The 16,499-nt window shown below is 74.2% G+C and carries 16 protein-coding genes; 5 read left to right on the top strand and 11 right to left on the bottom strand.

Features of this window, described 5'->3' with window-relative positions; genetic code table 11:
* Window positions 1–479: 479 nt before the first annotated feature.
* The gene (locus AB0N04_RS35485) at window positions 480–1,160 is read right to left on the bottom strand and encodes a response regulator transcription factor (RefSeq protein ID WP_360218865.1); all 681 of its coding nucleotides are present in this window, start codon (window positions 1,158–1,160) and stop codon (window positions 480–482) included.
* Complete coding sequence (locus tag AB0N04_RS35480) at window positions 1,157–2,275, bottom strand: histidine kinase (RefSeq protein WP_360218862.1); 1,119 nt, start codon at window positions 2,273–2,275, stop codon at window positions 1,157–1,159. The genes AB0N04_RS35485 and AB0N04_RS35480 overlap by 4 nt, the downstream gene beginning before the upstream one ends.
* Before the next feature lie 194 nt (window positions 2,276–2,469).
* Between AB0N04_RS35480 and AB0N04_RS35475 the strand changes: the two genes are divergently transcribed.
* Window positions 2,470–3,096, top strand: coding sequence for a hypothetical protein (locus tag AB0N04_RS35475; RefSeq protein ID WP_360218859.1), 627 nt, complete (start codon window positions 2,470–2,472; stop codon window positions 3,094–3,096).
* 13 nt (window positions 3,097–3,109) lie between these two features.
* Here AB0N04_RS35475 and AB0N04_RS35470 read toward each other — a convergent pair whose 3' ends face one another.
* Both AB0N04_RS35470 and AB0N04_RS35465 read right to left on the bottom strand, forming a co-directional pair.
* Complete coding sequence (locus AB0N04_RS35470; RefSeq protein WP_360218856.1) at window positions 3,110–4,144, bottom strand: DMT family transporter; 1,035 nt, start codon at window positions 4,142–4,144, stop codon at window positions 3,110–3,112.
* A 179-nt stretch (window positions 4,145–4,323) separates the two neighbouring features.
* Complete coding sequence (locus AB0N04_RS35465) at window positions 4,324–4,989, bottom strand: CatB-related O-acetyltransferase (RefSeq protein WP_360218853.1); 666 nt, start codon at window positions 4,987–4,989, stop codon at window positions 4,324–4,326.
* A 99-nt stretch (window positions 4,990–5,088) separates the two neighbouring features.
* Here AB0N04_RS35465 and AB0N04_RS35460 point away from each other — a divergent pair, with 99 nt between their 5' ends.
* The 3 genes from AB0N04_RS35460 (at window position 5,089) to AB0N04_RS35450 (ending at window position 7,221) form a co-directional block, all read left to right on the top strand.
* On the top strand, window positions 5,089–5,853 hold the full coding sequence (locus tag AB0N04_RS35460; protein ID WP_360218850.1) for a TetR/AcrR family transcriptional regulator: 765 nt from the start codon (window positions 5,089–5,091) through the stop codon (window positions 5,851–5,853).
* Between the two features lie 117 nt (window positions 5,854–5,970).
* Window positions 5,971–6,633: a peptidylprolyl isomerase gene (locus AB0N04_RS35455; protein ID WP_363365647.1), complete on the top strand. Its 663-nt coding sequence runs from the start codon at window positions 5,971–5,973 to the stop codon at window positions 6,631–6,633.
* 222 nt (window positions 6,634–6,855) lie between these two features.
* Window positions 6,856–7,221 carry a MazG-like family protein gene (locus AB0N04_RS35450; RefSeq protein ID WP_360218844.1) on the top strand — a complete coding sequence of 122 codons (366 nt, stop codon included), beginning with the start codon at window positions 6,856–6,858 and terminating at the stop codon, window positions 7,219–7,221.
* Between the two features lie 69 nt (window positions 7,222–7,290).
* Here the strand turns inward: AB0N04_RS35450 and AB0N04_RS35445 are convergent, their stop codons facing one another.
* The 7 genes from AB0N04_RS35445 to AB0N04_RS35415 all read right to left on the bottom strand — a co-directional run bounded on the left by AB0N04_RS35445 (window position 7,291) and on the right by AB0N04_RS35415 (window position 15,535).
* Window positions 7,291–8,580, bottom strand: coding sequence for a geranylgeranyl reductase family protein (locus AB0N04_RS35445; protein WP_360218919.1), 1,290 nt, complete (start codon window positions 8,578–8,580; stop codon window positions 7,291–7,293).
* Window positions 8,581–8,791: 211 nt separating this feature from the next.
* On the bottom strand, window positions 8,792–9,487 hold the full coding sequence (locus tag AB0N04_RS35440) for a demethylmenaquinone methyltransferase (RefSeq protein ID WP_360218841.1): 696 nt from the start codon (window positions 9,485–9,487) through the stop codon (window positions 8,792–8,794).
* A gap of 112 nt (window positions 9,488–9,599) precedes the next feature.
* Entirely contained in the window at window positions 9,600–10,187 is a 588-nt protein-coding gene (locus AB0N04_RS35435; RefSeq protein WP_360218838.1) for a hypothetical protein, read from the bottom strand.
* A 248-nt stretch (window positions 10,188–10,435) separates the two neighbouring features.
* Window positions 10,436–11,311, bottom strand: a complete 876-nt coding sequence (locus tag AB0N04_RS35430; RefSeq protein WP_360218835.1) for a hypothetical protein — start codon at window positions 11,309–11,311, stop codon at window positions 10,436–10,438.
* A 16-nt stretch (window positions 11,312–11,327) separates the two neighbouring features.
* Window positions 11,328–12,548, bottom strand: coding sequence for a cyclic dehypoxanthinyl futalosine synthase (gene mqnC, locus AB0N04_RS35425; RefSeq protein ID WP_363365646.1), 1,221 nt, complete (start codon window positions 12,546–12,548; stop codon window positions 11,328–11,330).
* 112 nt (window positions 12,549–12,660) lie between these two features.
* A complete protein-coding gene (locus AB0N04_RS35420) occupies window positions 12,661–14,424 on the bottom strand; it encodes a protein kinase (protein ID WP_360218829.1) in 1,764 nt (587 codons plus the stop codon).
* A gap of 247 nt (window positions 14,425–14,671) precedes the next feature.
* On the bottom strand, window positions 14,672–15,535 hold the full coding sequence (locus AB0N04_RS35415) for a menaquinone biosynthesis protein (RefSeq protein ID WP_360218916.1): 864 nt from the start codon (window positions 15,533–15,535) through the stop codon (window positions 14,672–14,674).
* A gap of 511 nt (window positions 15,536–16,046) precedes the next feature.
* Between AB0N04_RS35415 and AB0N04_RS35410 the strand changes: the two genes are divergently transcribed.
* On the top strand, window positions 16,047–16,250 hold the full coding sequence (locus AB0N04_RS35410; RefSeq protein WP_030060085.1) for a cold-shock protein: 204 nt from the start codon (window positions 16,047–16,049) through the stop codon (window positions 16,248–16,250).
* Window positions 16,251–16,499: the final 249 nt, after the last annotated feature.

The following is a 16,499-nucleotide window of genomic DNA, read 5'->3' as shown; positions in this document are numbered from 1 at the left end:
GCAGTTCACAAAGCCTGGAACGAGCGCATCCTATGCCCGTCGGCTTGTGATCTGCGACACGCAGTTCAACGTCATCTTTGTGATCTACGACACCCTTGGAATCACGCCGAATGTGAACATGCCGAGAGTTGTCAACACAAAGAAGTCAAATGGTCACAACCAGTCGCATTTACTTGTGAAGCGGCTGGTCAGAGGCACGCTCCTATATCAACTATGCGTCGTCTCAAGCAAATTTCCGGGCGTCATGTTGACGTGTTATAGCGGCTCACCCAGAGGGGTGGCGGCGCTCCGAACGTCCGCTTGACCCTTCGTTCACAAGCGCGCGAGCGCGGGGTGGAGTTGGGGTTCCCGTTCGCCACGCGGCCCCCGCCGCTCGCCGGACGCCCCTCCGCACGGCCCCCTCCAGCCGGTGTCTCCCTGCTGCCGTCGCCCCCGCCGGCCGGCCACCTCTTGCCGGCCACCCCTCGCCACTCACCCCGCTACCGGTTGCCGGCGGCCTGTTCCCAGACCCAGGCCGCGATGCCCACCCGGTTCCTGGCACCGAGCTTGCGCTGGACGTTGGCGAGGTGGTTCTTCACCGTGCCCGGTGAGATGAACAGCCCGGAGCCGATCTCGGCGTTGGTCGCGCCGTCGGCCACCAGCTCGGCGATCTCCCGCTCCCGCGCGGTCAACTCCTCCACCGGGCCGGCCGCAGGCGGCGCCGCCGCCCCCGAACCGGAGCGCTCCTCCGGACCGGGCGCCGCCATGTGCCGCAGGAGCCTGACGGTGACCTGGGGGCTGATCAAGGCGTCCCCGTCCATCGCCGCCCTGATCGCCTCGATCAGCAGCACCGGACCGGAGCGCTTGAGCAGGAAGCCCGCCGCACCGTGCCGGAGCGCTGTGTGCACGTACTCGTCCAGGTCGAACGTGGTCACCACGATCACCTTGCACTGACCGGCCAGCTGCCGGGTGACCTCCAGGCCGTCGAGCTTCGGCATCCGGATGTCCGCGAGGACCACGTCCGGACGAAGCCTCCTCGCCTCCGCCACCGCCGCGGCGCCGTCCGCGGCCTCGGCCACCACCGCCATGTCCGGCTGGACGTCCAGGATCATCCGGAACGCACTGCGGACGTCGGGCTGGTCGTCCGCGATCAAGACCCTGATCGGCCCGGTGCTGCTCATGCGTGCTCCTCCCGTGCTGCGGCCTTCGCCGCACTCCGCCGAACTCCTTGCCGGTCGCGTGCCTCCCCCAGGGGAAGCACCGCCGCCACCCGCCAGGACCGCACTCCGTGCGGCCCCGCCTCGAACGAACCGCCCAGGGCCTCCACCCGGGCCGCCAGCCCCGACAGTCCGCTTCCTCCGCCGCGCCGTGGGCGGCCTCCTGGAGCGGCGCCCCGCCCGTCGCTGGTCACGGTCAGCTCCAGCCGGCCGCCGGCTCGGAGCGCCCGGACGTCCACCGTCCGAGCGGTCGGTGCGTGCCGCCTGACGTTGGTGAGCGCCTCGACGACGATCCGGTGGACGGTGCCCGCCACCTCCCGGGGGACCGGGTCCTCCGGGAGCTCCAGCCTGACCTCGGCGCCGCCCGAGAGCACGAACTGCGCTGCCACCTCACGCAGTTCGGTCAGGCCCGGCTGCGGGGCGCGGCCGGCACCCTCCTCCGTACGCAGCAGCTGCACCGTCCGGTCCAGCGAGGCCAGGGCCCGCTGCCCGGCCTGCTCTATCCGCTCGAACATCTCCGCCGCCCGCGCGGGATCGATCGTGGCCAGGTAGGCCCCCGCCTGGGCCTGGGCGACCATGCCGCTCACGTCGTGCGCCACGAAATCGTGCAGGTCGTGGGCCAGCTCGAGCCGCTGGGCCCGCCGGGCCTCCGCCACCGCCCGGAGCCGGGCGCCGTCCAGGCCGCGCAGGTAGAGGCCGATCAGCACCGCGGGGAGGGACAGCATCGACCCGAAGCCGAAGAGGTCGAGCGCCCCCATCGGCCCGTCGACCGCCTCGAACCGGGAGGGCCAGAGGCCGACGGCGCCGCAGGCCGTCCAGGCGGCCGCGGCGGACCGCGGGCCGTCCGCCGACCGGAGGGTGAGGACCACCGCCAACAGCAGGGCGGCCAGTTCGGCCAGGCCGAGCAGCCCCGGCCACCTGTCCGCCTCCGCCCACCGGCCGACGAACCAGACGGCGATGGTGACCGCCGCCGACGACGCACCGACCACGGCCGTCACCGCCGCCACCCCGCGGCGACCGCGAGCCACCCACGCCGGCAGCAGCAGGGCCGGCACGACGAGTGCGAGCAGCTGAGTCATCGTCATCTCCTCCCTTGGACTGCCGTCACCGTACGACGGGGCACCCGGGGTCCGCTTGTGCCGATCGGCATATTTCAAAGGCCGGTTGAGCAGGTGGAACAGCCCGATCGGCATCTGCCGCGGAGCCGGTGGGAGGGGTCAGCCTTGAGTCGTCGAACCGGCCGGGAGGGCCGGGCAGGAAGGGAGCCACCACCATGTCGAAGATCGCGATCAACGCACGCGGCACCGGCCACCGGGCCGGGGCGGCCGCCCCGGCCGTCGCCGTCGCTCCGGACACCCTCGTCGCTCCGGGCGGTCGCAACGCCCGGGCCGTCCCGCCCGCACCGCGGTGGGCCGAGCTCGCCGCCGGGGCCGCGGCCCTGAGCACCGTCCCCTCGGGGGTGTGGCGGGTCGCCTTCGGCTTCGGCGTCCCAATGGGGTTCACCGGGGCGACGGCCGCGGCCTACGGCGAGCACCAGCCGGGTTGGGGCACCGTCTACTGCGTCGTACTGAGCGCCCTGGCCGAGGCGCTGGCGTTCCTGACCCTCGGCCTGGTCCGGCCCTGGGGCCTGGTGGTGCCCCGGTGGGTCCCGCTGATCGGCGGCCGGCGGGTGCGGCCGCTCGCCGCGATCGTCCCGGCGCTGCTGGGCTCGGTGGTGCTCACCGTCCTCGGCGCGGAGGGGCTGTTCGGCCGCTGGGCCGCCAACCTGGCCGAGCCGGATTCGCCGCGCGGGGCCGCCGCCGTGGTGATGACCCTCGCCTACCTGCCCCTGGTGGTCTGGGGCCCGCTGCTCGGCGCGGTCACCGTCGACTACGCCCGCCGGACACTGGGGCGCCGGTGATCACCGAGCCCGGTCAGGCCCGCGCCGCCTCCGGAGCCGGAGCCGGAGCCGGCGGCGGGGCCGGAGCCGCGCCCTCGGAGTCGCCCCGGGCCTCGTCCCCGGCCTGCGGCCGCGGAGCCGGGGCGGTGCGACGGCCCCACTCCGTCGCGAACAGGACCACGGCTCCGCCGAGCAGGGCCAGCGGGCCCATCCGGTTGCCCGCGATCGTGATGCCGAAGACGGCGGCCCAGAGCGGCTCCGTCCCCAGCAGCAGGCTCACCCGGGACGGCGAGGTGGCTCGGACGGCCCAGGTCTGGACGAAGAAGGCGAACAGCGTGCAGAACAGCGACAGGTGGAGCAGCCAGGCCCACTGTCCGGGCCCGTACGAGGCGGCGACGGCCCACGGTGCCGGCCCCGCGGAAAGCGCGACGACCGTGAAGACGGCGGTGGCGACCGCGAGTTGGACCCAGGTCAGGGCCAACGCGTCGGTGTTGCGCACGGCCCGGGTGCGGGCCGTGGTGAGGACGAACACCGCGCGGACGAGGGCGGCGCCCAGCACCAGCAGGTCACCGAGCGTGGGTGGGCGGAGCCCTCCGTCGCCGGTGAGCAGGGCGACGCCCAGGACGGCCAGCACGGCGGCCGCGAGGAAGGCGCGCGGCGGGGCGGTCCGGGTGAGCGCGCTCTCGCCGAGCGGGGTCAGCACCATGGCGAGGCTGATGATCAGTCCGGCGTTGGTGGCAGAGGTGTGCACGGCGCCGTACGTCTCCAGCAGGAAGATCCCGCTGAGCACCAGGCCCAGCGCACCGCCGCCCAGCCACTCGGCGCGGCTCAGCCTCCGCAGGGCACGCCAGGCGACGGCCCCGAGGAGTGGAAGCACCAGCCCGAACCGCAGCACCAGCATCGCGACGGCGGTCCCCGGCTCGGCCACCCGCTGGACGGCGAGGAAGCTCGACCCCCACACCACGGCCACCAGGAGGACCGGCAGGTCGCGGAGGACCGACGAGGAAGCGAACGAGGACGAGAGCGAGGAGCTGGACGTGGAGCTGGAACTGAACAGGCGGGAGCGCATGGGTCTGACCCCTCCGAGCGAACGGAACCGGCGGGCGCGAGTACCGTACGGCGTCGGACGGACCCAGGAGGAGGCCGAGCGGCGGGCTCGGCGGCGAACGGGCGGAGCGTGGAGCGGCGGTGCGCCATCTTCGCGCACCGGCCCGCCCCTGATCAACGGCCTTTCACGGGCCGGACGGTTCAGGGGGCGAGCAGACCGTTCGCCGCGGCGATCTCCTCGATGTCGGCCGGGGTCCCGGACATGACGGCGCGGACGTGCTCGGTGACGAGTTCGACCGGCCAGTCCCACCAGGCCGCGCGGAGCAGCCGTTCGATGTCGGCCTCGTCGAAGCGGCGCCGGATGGGGCGGGCGGGATTGCCGCCGACGACGGTGTAGGGCTCGACATCGGCGGTGACGACCGCGCCGGCCGCGATGATCGCCCCGTCGCCGATCCGGACGCCCGGCAGCACGGTGGCCCCGAAGCCGAACCAGACGTCGTTGCCGACCACGGTGTCGCCCCGGCTGGGCAGGCCGGTGACGATGTCGAGGGTCCGTTCGGTCCAGTCGCCGCCGAACATGGTGAACGGGAAGGTGGAGACGCCGATGGTGGGGTGGGCGGCGCCGGCCATCAGGAAGCGGGTGCCGGTGGCGATGGCGCAGTACCGGCCGATCACCAGCCGCTCGGGCCCGTAGGCGTAGAGGACGTTGCGCTCCTCGAAGCGGGTGGCCCCTTCGGGGTCGTCGAAGTAGGTGTACTCGCCGACGTCGATCCGCGGGTCGGTGACGAGCGGGCGCAGCAGGACCACCCGGTCATGGCCGGCGAGCGGGTGCAGTGCGGTCGGGTCGGGGATGGCGGTGGCGGTCATCGGGGAGGGCTCCTCTCGTAATGCGACCTGTGTCGCATTACGATGAGCATGGCATCAAGACCATCCGCACGGCAAGCTTTAACGCGACTGGAGTCGACTTTGAACGAGAGCGCCACGAACACCGCGGACACCGCGAACACCGCGAACACCCCCGACGCCACCCCGACCCCCCGCCCCGCCGCCGGTCCAGCCGCCAGCCCCGCCGCGAGCCCCGCCGCGGGAGCCGAGCCACCCCGAGCTCCGACTCCGCGCCCCGGCGGTCGCAGCGCCCGGGTCCGGGCGGAGGTGGTCGCCGCCACGCTCGCCGAGGTCACCGAGAAGGGGTACGACGGCCTCACCGTGGAGGCGGTCGCGGCCCGGTCCGGCGTCCACAAGGCGACGCTCTACCGTCGCTGGGGCGGGGTGGACGGCCTGGTCGCCGAGGCCCTGACCGTCTCGGCCGACCAACCGTGGCCGGTACCCGACACCGGCGACCTCCGGGAGGACCTCCGCCTCATCACCCGGGAGCTGTTCGCCGTCTTCACCGACCCGGAGCAGGGCCCCACTCCCACGGCGCTGATCACCGCCGCCCAGCGCTCCGACACCGGCGCGGCCGCCCTGCGCTCCTTCTTCACCGCCCGGCACCGACAGGCCGCGCAGGTGGCCGACCGGGCCGTCGCCCGCGGGGAACTGCCCACCGGCACGGACGGCGCCGAAGTCGTCCGGGCCGCCACCGCCCCGCTCTACTACCGGCTGTTCGTCACCGGCGAGCCGCTGGACGCCCGGTCCGCCGAACGGGCCGCGGACGCCGCCGCACTGGCCGCCGGCGCCGGCCTCTTCATCCACACCCGCGAGGCGAACCCCGCGACGGGTGCGACTTCCTGACCCTCCGACACCGAACGGGAACCCACACCACTCCGCCCCCTACCGGATCGCCGCCCCGGCGTGGATGATGTCGCCATGCCAAACCCGCCGTCCACCACCCCTCGGAAGGCCAGTCACGTGAAGCGCGCACCCTGGGCCCTGCTCGCCGTCGCCACCGTCCTGCCGCTCGTGGCGAGCACCGGCACCGCCGTCGCGGACACCCCGCCCACCACACCCGCGCCCACCTGCGCCTACACGCCCGCAGTGCCGGCCGACAACTTCAAGGGCATCCCGGTCTTCGACGCCAAGAAGGCCGCCCAGCCCTACCGCGCGACCCTGCGCACGAGCCAGGGCTCGATCACCTTCCAGGCGCTCACCGACAAGGCGCCCTGTACCACCTTCTCGTTCCGGTTCCTCGCCGAGCACGACTACTTCGACCGCAGCCACTGCCACCGTCTCACCACCCAGCGGATCTACGTCCTGCAGTGCGGCGACCCGACCGGAACGGGCAGCGGCGGCCCCGGCTACTCCTTCCCGGACGAGAACCTGACCGGCGCCACCTACCCGGCGGGCACGGTGGCGATGGCCAACGCGGGCCCCAACACCAACGGCAGCCAGTTCTTCTTCGTCTGGAAGGACACCAAGCTCTCCCCCGCCTACACCCCGTTCGGCCGGGTCACGGCGGGCCTGGACGTGCTGCAGAAGATCGCCGCGGGCGGCGAGGACGACCAGAACAACCCCGGCGACGGCTTCCCGACCCTCCCGGTGAACATCCGCAACGTGAAGATCAGCACCCGCTGACCCGGGGCCGGCACCCCGTGGGCCCGGACCCACGACCGCTCGGGGGGTGACCGCTCGCCCCAGGACCGCTCGCCTCAGAACCGCCCGGCTCGCAGCCCCCGGCCCGCGACCACTGGGTCACGACCATCGGGTCACGACCGCCCGGCCCGCGAGAGCCGGGCGCTGTCCGCCGCCGCTCCCGTACGGTGGCAGCACCACCGACACCGTACGGGAGCAGCGCGCATGGACAGCCGGATCTGGGAGAGCGTCGACCACGTCGTCGCGTGGCTCGACGCGGAGGGCACGCAGTCGCCCCGGGAGGAGCTCCTGCTGCGGATCCTCAAGCTCTCCGAGGAGGTCGGCGAGGTCGGTGCGGCGGTGATCGGCGCCACCGGCCAGAACCCGCGAAAGGGCGTGACCCACAGCTGGGAGGACGTCCAGCACGAGCTCTGCGACGTCGTCTTCTCGGCCCTCGTCGCGCTCCGGACGCTGACCCCGGACGCGGCCCGGGTGTTCGCCGAGCGCCTCGCCTACGTCGAACAGCGCTCCGCCGCCTCCCGCCGCCCGGCGGACCGGGAGCAGGGGGCGGCGGAGGATGCGACGCACTGAAGGCCGCACCGAGGAGGGCCGCCGGAGGGCGCCCCGGGGGGCGTTCCCCCGAGGACGCCCCCGAGGGTGTTACGCGTTCGGGGCGACCTTCGCGAGGCCGTTGATGATGCGGTCCATCGCGTCGCCGCCCTGCGGGTCGGTGAGGTTGGCGAGCATCTTGAGGGTGAAGCGCATCAGCATCGGGTGGGTGAGGCCGCGCTGGGTGGCGAGCTGCATCACCTTGGGGTTGCCGATGAGCTTCACGAAGGCGCGGCCCATCGTGTAGTACCCGCCGTAGACGTCCTTGAGGATACGCGGGTAGCCCTGGAGGGCGCGCTCGCGGCCGGCCTCGGTGACCCGGGCGTGGGCCTGGGCGATGACCCCGGCGGCGATCTGGCCGGATTCCATCGCGTAGGCGATGCCCTCGCCGTTGAACGGGTTGACCATGCCGCCCGCGTCGCCGACGAGCAGCAGGCCGCGGGTGTAGTGCGGCTGCCGGTTGAAGGCCATCGGCAGCGCGGCGCCGCGGATCGGCTCGGTCATGTTCTCGGGGGTGTAGCCCCACTCCTCCGGCATGCCAGCGCACCAGGCCTTGAGCACCTCGCGCCAGTCGAGCTCACCGAAGGCGGGCGAGGAGTTGAGGATGCCGAGGCCGACGTTGGAGGTGCCGTCGCCCATGCCGAACACCCAGCCGTAGCCGGGCAGCTGCTTGCGCTGGCCGCCGCGGGTGTCCCAGAGCTCCAGCCAGGACTCCAGGTAGTCGTCGTCGTGGCGCGGCGAGGTGAAGTACGTCCGGTAGGCGACGCCCATCGGGCGGTCCTCGCGGCGGTGCAGGCCCATGGCGAGCGAGAGCCGGGTGGAGTTGCCGTCGGCGGCGACGACCAGCGGGGCGCGGAAGGTGACGGGGCGCTTCTCGTCGCCGAGCTTGGCAGTGACGCCGACGATCCGGCCGGTGCGGTCGTCCAGGACGGGCCCGCTGACGTTGCAGCGCTCGTAGAGCCTGGCGCCGGCCTTCTCGGCCTGACGGGCCAGCAGCTCGTCGAAGTCGGCGCGCTTGCGCACCAGGCCGTAGTCGGGGAACGCGGACAGCTCGGGCCAGTCGAGCTCGAGCCGGACGCCGCCGCCGATGATGCGCAGGCCCTTGTTGTGCAGCCAGCCGTTCCCGGTGGAGACGTCGATGCCCATGTCCACCAGCTGCTTGGTGGCGCGCGGGGTCAGGCCGTCGCCGCAGACCTTCTCTCGCGGGAAGGCGGTCTTCTCCAGCAGCAGCACGTCCAGCCCGGCCTGGGCGAGGTAGTACGCGGTGGTGGAGCCGGCGGGGCCCGCGCCGACCACGATGACGTCGGCCGTGCTCTCGATCGGGCTGTCCGGCTTCGTCAGGTCGGCTGCGGTCTCGGACACGGTGGACACTCTCCTGGAGCTGCGGCTGGGGGACGGCGGCGTTGTCTTGGGCAGTCTAGTTCCGTTCACGGCGCCGGAAACGACCACGCCCCCGGCTGCGTCCCGCCCCGGACCCGGACCGCACCGGACCGCACCTCGCCCCGCACCCCCGACCGCGCCCCGCGGTCCGGGGGCGCCGCGGCGGTGCGCGCTACGCCGGCTTGTAGGCCCGGTGCAGCGCGACGATGCCGCCGGTGAGGTTGCGCCAGGCGGCCTTGGACCAGCCGCTCTCCTGCAGCTTGGCGGCCAGCGCGGGCTGGTCCGGCCACTCCCGGATGGACTCGGCGAGGTACACGTACGCGTCGGGGTTGCTGCTGACCGCGGTGGCGACCGGCGGGAGGGCGCGCATCAGGTACTCGGTGTAGACCGTCCGGAACGGCGTCCAGGTCGGGGTGGAGAACTCGCAGATCACCAGCTTGCCGCCGGGCTTGGTGACCCGGTGCATCTCGCGCAGCGCGGCGTCGGTGTCGTGGACGTTGCGCAGCGCGAAGGAGATCGTCACCGAGTCGAAGGTGTCGTCCGCGAAGGGCAGCCGGGTGGCGTCGCCGGCGGTGAGCGGCAGCTCGGGGTGGCGGCGCTTGCCCTCGGCGAGCATGCCGACGGAGAAGTCGCACGGGACGACCTGCGCGCCGGCGTCGGCGAAGGGCAGCGAGGAGGTGCCGGTGCCGGCTCCGAGGTCGAGCACGAGGTCCCCGGGTCCGGCGGCCACCGCCTCGGCCACCGCCCGGCGCCAGGCGCGGGCCTGGCCGAGGGAGAGCACGTCGTTGGTGCGGTCGTACTTCGCCGCGACGTCGTCGAACATGGCGGCGACTTCGTGCGGCTGCTTGTCCAGAGAGGCTCGGGTCACGACCCCATTGTTCACCCTGGCGCCGATGCCCCGACCAACGGGGCACGCCGGGCCACCGGATCCGGCCCCCCGGCCGGCACCCGGCCGGCCCGCGGCGGGCACGCCGGCCCCGTCAGTGCTGGGCGCGCCGCCCGCCCGGGCGCCGTCGGCGGCGGGAGCGCTTGCCGTGCGTTATAGCGGGCATCCCGTCGGCCAGTGCCCCGGTCGCCAGGGCGACGGTGGTGGCCAGCCGGCCCTGGCCGGCGCGGACCGCGACGGCCCGCCGGTGCCGCCGGATGCGCAGCACGCAGATCGCGAAGAGCCCGACGGCGACCGGAACGCTGAACCGGGCCAGGCCGACGCCGACCGGCTGCGGATAGGTGTCGCCGCAGATCCGCACCGCGCCCGGGTCGTCGGCGGCGTGCTCCAGGCAGATCGTGTCGCCCACCCTGGCGCCGTCGGTCAGCGGCAGCGCGGCCGCGGTGTGCTGCTGGCCGGAGGCCCGGTAGCTGACGGCGCTGTAGGAGCCGCCGCCGGTGGGCAGCTGGGTGACGACGCCCTCGACCCTCACCGGGTGGGCGGCGATCCGGTCGGCCTGCTCGGCCTGGCGCCAGCCGAGCAGGCACATGCCGACGGCGAGCACGGCGCTGAGCACGGCGGCGAGGTACCAACCACGGCCCAACCGCGGGGTTCGCGGTGGGGGGACGGTCGCGGATCGCATGGTTCCTGTCCTGGCTTGCCTTCGGGCCCTGGGACGGGGCCGCGCCGCCCGCGGGCACGGGCGGTGGTGTGGTGAGGGTACGGAGTGAGCTGTTCGGGATCGTAGCCGCTGGCGGGCCCTCAGGTCACGGCGAAGGGGTAATCACTCCACGCTGCGGACACCGCAGTTCGGCAGCACACGAAGGAAGTCCGTTGCGCCGCAGGGAAGTCCGGCTACCGGCGGGTACGGACGAACGACCCGGGCGCCGCTCAGCGCCGGCGGTACACCAACCGCCCCGCGAGCACGGTCGCCAGGCAGCCGCCCGGCAGCGGCCCGACGCCCACGGCGGCCTCTCCCGCCCCGGCCTCGTCCCCGGCCTCGCCCCCGGCCTCGTCCCCGGCCTCGCCCCCGGCCTCGTCCCCGGTCGCGTCCACCGCACCGCCGACCCGGCCGTCCCCGAGGCCGTCCCCGACGGCTCCCCGACCCGCCGGGAAGACCGCGAAGTCGGCCCGGCCGCCCACCGTCACCCGTCCGTGGACGGCCCGCGAGAGCGGCAGCACCGCCAGGGGGTCCAGCAGCCGACCACCGGCCGCGCCCGGAGCGGCACCCCGGTCCGCGTCGGCACCCGTGGCCGGGTCGCCCGGCAGCGCCACCAGCCCCGAGCGCGCCACGGCCGTGCGCACGGAGCTCCGCTCGAACGGCCCGGCGACCGCCGTCACCCCGAAACCGAGCATCCGTTGCAGCCCGCGCCGGGCGCTGGCCCCGCACCGCGCGTCGTCACCCGAAGCCCCCGAGGCACCCGCACCACCGGCACCACCCAAGGCACCCGCAGCACCCCCAGCCCCGGCATCCCCAGCGTCCACCAACCCGTCCACGAGCGGCTCGACCCCGATCCCCTCGCGCGGGTCCGGGTGGTAGTCACGCTCCAGCAGCCGGTGCCCGTACGGGTTGCGCAGTCCCGGGGTGAGCACGGCGGCACCCCAGTCCCGCACCCGTGCCCCCGGGTGGGCGGCGGCCAGCCCGGCGTACGCCCCGACGGCCTCGACGCGTTCGCCGCGCACCAGCACCGCCCCGTCCGCGAGGGACGGGGCGGTGGGGTCGGCCGGGTCGGGCAGCACGAGGGCCGCCCGGTGGAGGGTCAGCACGTCGGCGCCCCGCTCCTCAGTTGTCCAGGATCTTCAGCTCGGGGTGCGCCGTGCCGCCCTCGATCGCGGTGGAGGCGATGTGCGAGGCCACCCGCTGGTCGACCGGGTCGTTGGCCGGGTCGTCCAGCACCCGCAGGTGCTCGTAGGTGGTGGCGCGCTGGGCCGGGACGCGGTCGGCGGCCCGGATGAGGTGGATCAGCTCGGTGAGGTTGGAGCGGTGCTTGGCACCGGCCGCCGAGACGACGTTCTCCTCCAGCATGACGGAGCCCAGGTCGTCCGCACCGTAGTGCAGCGACAGCTGGCCGGCCTCCTTGCCGGTGGTGAGCCAGGAGCCCTGGATGTGGGCGACGTTGTCGAGGAACAGGCGGGCGATGGAGATCATCCGCAGGTACTCGAAGACGGTGGCCTGGGTCGAGCCCTTCAGGTGGTTGTTCTGCGGCTGGTAGGTGTACGGGATGAAGGCCCGGAAACCGCCGGTGCGGTCCTGCACGTCGCGGATCATCCGCAGGTGCTCGATCCGCTCGGCGTTGGTCTCGCCGGTGCCCATCAGCATGGTGGAGGTGGACTCCACGCCGAGGCCGTGCGCGGCCTCCATGATCTCCAGCCAGCGCTCGCCGGACTCCTTGAGCGGGGCGATCGCCTTGCGCGGCCGCGCGGGCAGCAGTTCGGCACCGGCGCCGGCGAAGGAGTCCAGGCCGGCCCGGTGGATCCGGGTGATGGCCTCCTCGATCGAGACGCCCGAGATCCGGGACATGTGCTCGACCTCGGAGGCGCCCAGCGAGTGGATCACCAGCTGCGGGAAGTCGGCCTTGATCGCCGAGAACGCGCGCTCGTAGTACTCCACGCCGTAGTCGGGGTGGTGACCGCCCTGGAACATGACCTGGGTGCCGCCGAGTTCGACGGTCTCGGCGCAGCGGCGCAGGATCTCGTCGAGCTCGCGGGACCAGCCCTTGTCGCTCTTCGGCGGCACGTAGAAGGCGCAGAACTTGCACGCCGTCACGCACACGTTGGTGTAGTTGATGTTGCGTTCGATGATGTACGTCGCGATGTGCTCGGTACCGGCGTAGCGGCGGCGGCGCACCGCGTCGGCGGCGGAGCCCAGTGCGTGCAGCGGCGCCGAGCGGTACAGCTCCAGCGCCTCCTCCGGGGTGATCCGGCCGCCGGCGGCGGCCCGGTCGAGCACGGCCTGCAGGTCGGTGCTGGGCGCATCGAGGGTGGTCGCTGCGAGCTCGGTCACCTGGCGGCCTTCTCTCTCTCGGGTACTGCTGTTCTCGGCGCTGCCGGCCCCCGGACGGCGGGCGTCCGGGTACGGCCGAACCAGCCTACGCCAGGCCCTTCGGGCGGCCGCGTCAGCCCGCTGTCCCGTCGACCCTGCGCATCGTGCCGGCCGGGTTACCGGCCGCCGGGTCGGCGGAGGTGAAGCGGATCGTGCCGTCCGCCTGCAGGGTGAGCGTCTCGGCGTAGGAGCCGCTGGTGCAGGCGCCGGGGAGTGAGGAGCGGACCAGCCGCGAGGTGAAGACGAGGGCGCTGCCGGAGGCGGACTTGAGCGTCCAGGCGCCGTCGCAGCTGAGCGGGATCAGGCCGGTGAGGGCGTTGCGGCTGGTGGTGTTCTCCTGGCCGATCGCGGCGGGGCCGATGGTGAGCGTGGTGGTGCCGGCGGGCAGGCCCTTGTCGCTGACCATGTCTCCGCGCCAGGTGCCCAGGAAGGCGGCCGGTACGGCGCTCGGCCCGCCGGTCCCTCCCGACCCGGACGCCGGTGCGGTCGCGGGGGCGGCGGGCGGCCCGGAGCGCCCGGCCGGTGACGCGGCGGCCGACGGATCGGACGGTCCGTCCGCCCCGCCTTCCCCGGACGCCCCGCCTTCCCCGGACGCCCCCGGCGACGCGCCGGACCGGCCCGGGTCGACGGACGGGACGGCCAGTGGTCCCGTGGTCGGTGCGGTCCCGGCCGGATCGGGCCGCTGCGTCCACGCGTACAGCCCGTACCCGGCGCCGGCGAGCAGCGCCGCGGCCAGCACGGCCGCCGCCGCCCGCCCGGCCCGCCGCCGCCCGGGCTGCCCCGGCCGGCCAGGCTGCCCCGGCCGGCCGGGCCGCCCCGGCTCCAGTGGCGTCACCGGTGCGGGCGGGTGCTGGCCGAGGGGCGGGTAGTGGCCGCGGGGCACGTAGGTCGGTGTCGGCACGGGCTCGTCCGGCGGGCCGCCGCCGTCCGGATCCCCCTCCAGGTCCAGCAGCTCCACGGCGCTGCGCCCGACCGCCGCCGCCAGCGCGGGCGGCAGCCAGCCGCCGTGGCCCAGCAGGGCGGTGGCGCCGCCGTCCGGGTCGAGCCGTTCGCGCAGCCGGGCCGGGGTGGGCCGGGCGGCCGGGTCCTTGGCCAGGCAGTCGAGGACGAGCGCGCGCAGCGGCCCGGCCAGGCCGGCGACGTCGGGTTCCTCGTGGAGCACCCGGTAGAGCAGCACGGCGGCGCTGACGCCCTCGCCGAAGGGGTGCACCCCGGTGGCGGCGAAGGCGAGGACGGCTCCGAGCGAGAAGACGTCGCCGGCCGGGCCGACGGGCCGTCCGTTCGCCTGCTCGGGGGACATGAAGCCGGGCGAGCCGACCACGTACCCGGACTGGGTGAAGCCGCTGGTGGCGTCGAGCGCGCGGGCGATGCCGAAGTCGATCAGCCGCGGCCCGTCGAGGGTGAGCAGCACGTTGGACGGCTTGACGTCGCGGTGCACCAGGCCGAGCCCGTGCACGTGGGCGAGCGCCTCGGCGAGCCCGACGCCGAGGGCGCGCACGGCCGGTTCGGGCAGCGGTCCGGAGTCCCGGACGGCGGTGGCGAGCGCGGGGCCGGCCACGTAGCCGGTGGCGACCCAGGGGTGTTCGCCCTCGGTGTCGGCGTCGAGCACGGGCGCGGTCCAGGCGCCGCCGACCCGCCGGGCCGCGGCGACCTCCTGCCGGAAGCGGGCGCGGAACTCGGCGTCGTCCGCGAGTTCGCTGCGCACCACCTTGACGGCGACGGTGCGCCCGCCCGCCGTGCGGCCGAGGTAGACGCGGCCCATCCCGCCCGCGCCGAGCCGCCGCAGCAGTCGGTAGGCGCCCACCTGACGCGGGTCGTCCGACCCCAGTGCCCGCATGCCCCGCACGCTCCCCTCGCGCCGTCGACGCGGCCGCCCGGCCGCGTCCGCCGTTCCCGGGACGCGCTGCGGTCGCCCGCAGGACGCACCCGGGAGCAGACCGTACCGGGCCGGGCGGGGGCCGCGCTCAGCCGACGGGCGGCACCGCCGGTTCGAGCAACCGCACGGCCACGTCCGACGCGACCGCTCAGCCGACGGGCAGCGCCACCGGTTCGAGCAACCGCACGGCCACGTCCCACGCGACCGCTCAGCCGACGGGCAGCGCCACCGGTTCGAGCAACCGCACGGCCACGTCCGGCGCGAAGCCGCTGTCGTGGGCGACCCGCCGGGCGAACTCGGCGACCCCGGCGAGCTGGCGCCCGCCGAGGGAGAAGTCGAGGGCCTCGCTGAAGTAGCGCTCCAGCACGTCGGCCCCGAAGGCCTCCCAGCGGGCCGCCTGCTCGGCGACCTTGGCGGCCTCGACGAGCGAGAGGTCGCGGGACTCCAGGAAGGCCCGGTGGACGGCCGCGGTGAGCTCGGGCCGGCGCTCGGCGAACTCCCGGCGCACCGCCCAGACGGCGAACACGAAGGGCAGTCCGGTCCAGTCCTTCCACATCTCGCCGAGGTCGTGGACGGTCAGTCCGAGGTCGGCGGCCTGTCCGAGGTAGGCGCGCAGCGCCGGGTCGCCGATCAGGACGGCGGCGTCGGCCTCGGCGAGCATGGCGCTGAGGTCGGGCGGGCAGCTGAAGTACTCCGGGCGGACGCCCTCGCGCTCCTCGAGCAGCAGCCGGGCGAGCCGGACGGAGGTGCGGCTGGTGGAGCCGAGCGCGACCCGTCGGCCGTCGAGCTCGCCCAGCGGGACCTTGCTGACGATGATGCAGGACATCACCGGGCCGTCGCTGCCGACCGCGATGTCGGGCAGGACGAGCAGGTCGTCCGCGTTGCGCAGGTACTCGACGCAGGTGATCGGCCCGATGTCCAGCCGGCCGTCGACCAGCTGGTCGCTCAGCTTCTCCGGGGTGTCCTTGGTGAGGTCGAGGTCGAGCAGATTGCCGGTCCTCGCGAGGCCCCAGTAGAGGGGGACGCAGTTCAGGAACTGAATATGGCCGACCCGCGGCCTGACCGGGGTGATCTCCGGGGTGTTCTCCTGGGGCTCCCGCGTTTGTCCGTCCGGTGCTGCCACTGCGCCGCTCCCTCGTGCTGTTCGTGCGCTTCCCCGCAGCGTATGCCCGGTGTTCGGAATGGCTCGCACCGGCCACCCGACACGCCCGCGCCGACTCCGCCACGGATGCCCCGCACGCCTGCGCGCGACCCGCCTCCCGACCCTCGCGGGGCGCCCGCGCCGCCTGCCCAACACCCCTGCGCCGCCCGCCCCGCGCCCTCGCGCGGGGCCTTACGACACGCGCCGTCCGGGCCGCAAGTCACCCCTGGTCGTCACAGCGACCGCATGCTAGCGTTGCCCTCAGTTGCAGTTTGATTCCCCTTGCAGTACTTGAAGCCTGCGGAGCATGTAACCGCAGGCTTTTTGTAGTTTTTCAGCAATATCGAAAAACTTCGGACTCGTCCGGAGGCAGGGCGATCAGCGCAGCGGACCGGGTGCCACACGGTGTGGCCCCCGATACGTCCCTCGCAAGGAGAACGGCATGGCCACGGGAACCGTCAAGTGGTTCAACGCTGAGAAGGGCTTCGGCTTCATCGCCCAGGAGGGCGGCGGCCCCGACGTCTTCGTCCACTACTCCGCCATCAACGCGAGCGGCTTCCGCTCGCTGGAGGAGAACCAGGCGGTGAGCTTTGACGTCACCCAGGGCCCGAAGGGCCCGCAGGCGGAGAACGTCACCGCTATCTGACCATCCTCTGATGTTCTGATCGCTCGGGACCCCACCGGGTCCGTCGGCGGCTCCCGACAGCCGTCACCATGAGCACAAGAGCAACACCCAAGGGGGCCCGCCCGACCGGCGGGCCCCCTGCCTCGTGCCCGGGAACCCCGGGGCGGCGTGCAGAAGGGCCCGCCCCCGCACCGTTCGGTGCGGGGGCGAGGGCGGGGGGGGTGGGGCGGTAGGCGGCCGGGTCGTCCGCGATCGGCGGGGCGGCCATGC

It is taken from the genome of Kitasatospora sp. NPDC051702, assembly GCF_040681575.1.
Taxonomy (GTDB): Bacteria; Actinomycetota; Actinomycetes; order Streptomycetales; family Streptomycetaceae; genus Kitasatospora.
The sequence above is the reverse complement of the archived record's forward strand: the minus strand, read 5'-3'. Positions and strand labels throughout refer to the sequence as shown.

Bases quoted from the DNA above. Each gene is read 5' to 3' on its own strand.
- AB0N04_RS35420 (WP_360218829.1), bottom strand. From the start codon at position 14,424: ATGCGGGCACTGGGGTCGGACGACCCGCGTCAGGTGGGCGCCTACCGA.
- AB0N04_RS35475 (WP_360218859.1), top strand. From the start codon at position 2,470: ATGTCGAAGATCGCGATCAACGCACGCGGCACCGGCCACCGGGCCGGG.
- AB0N04_RS35470 (WP_360218856.1), bottom strand. From the start codon at position 4,144: ATGCGCTCCCGCCTGTTCAGTTCCAGCTCCACGTCCAGCTCCTCGCTC.
- AB0N04_RS35480 (WP_360218862.1), bottom strand. From the start codon at position 2,275: ATGACTCAGCTGCTCGCACTCGTCGTGCCGGCCCTGCTGCTGCCGGCG.
- AB0N04_RS35410 (WP_030060085.1), top strand. From the start codon at position 16,047: ATGGCCACGGGAACCGTCAAGTGGTTCAACGCTGAGAAGGGCTTCGGC.
- AB0N04_RS35450 (WP_360218844.1), top strand. From the start codon at position 6,856: ATGGACAGCCGGATCTGGGAGAGCGTCGACCACGTCGTCGCGTGGCTC.
- AB0N04_RS35485 (WP_360218865.1), bottom strand. From the start codon at position 1,160: ATGAGCAGCACCGGGCCGATCAGGGTCTTGATCGCGGACGACCAGCCC.
- AB0N04_RS35465 (WP_360218853.1), bottom strand. From the start codon at position 4,989: ATGACCGCCACCGCCATCCCCGACCCGACCGCACTGCACCCGCTCGCC.
- AB0N04_RS35435 (WP_360218838.1), bottom strand. From the start codon at position 10,187: ATGCGATCCGCGACCGTCCCCCCACCGCGAACCCCGCGGTTGGGCCGT.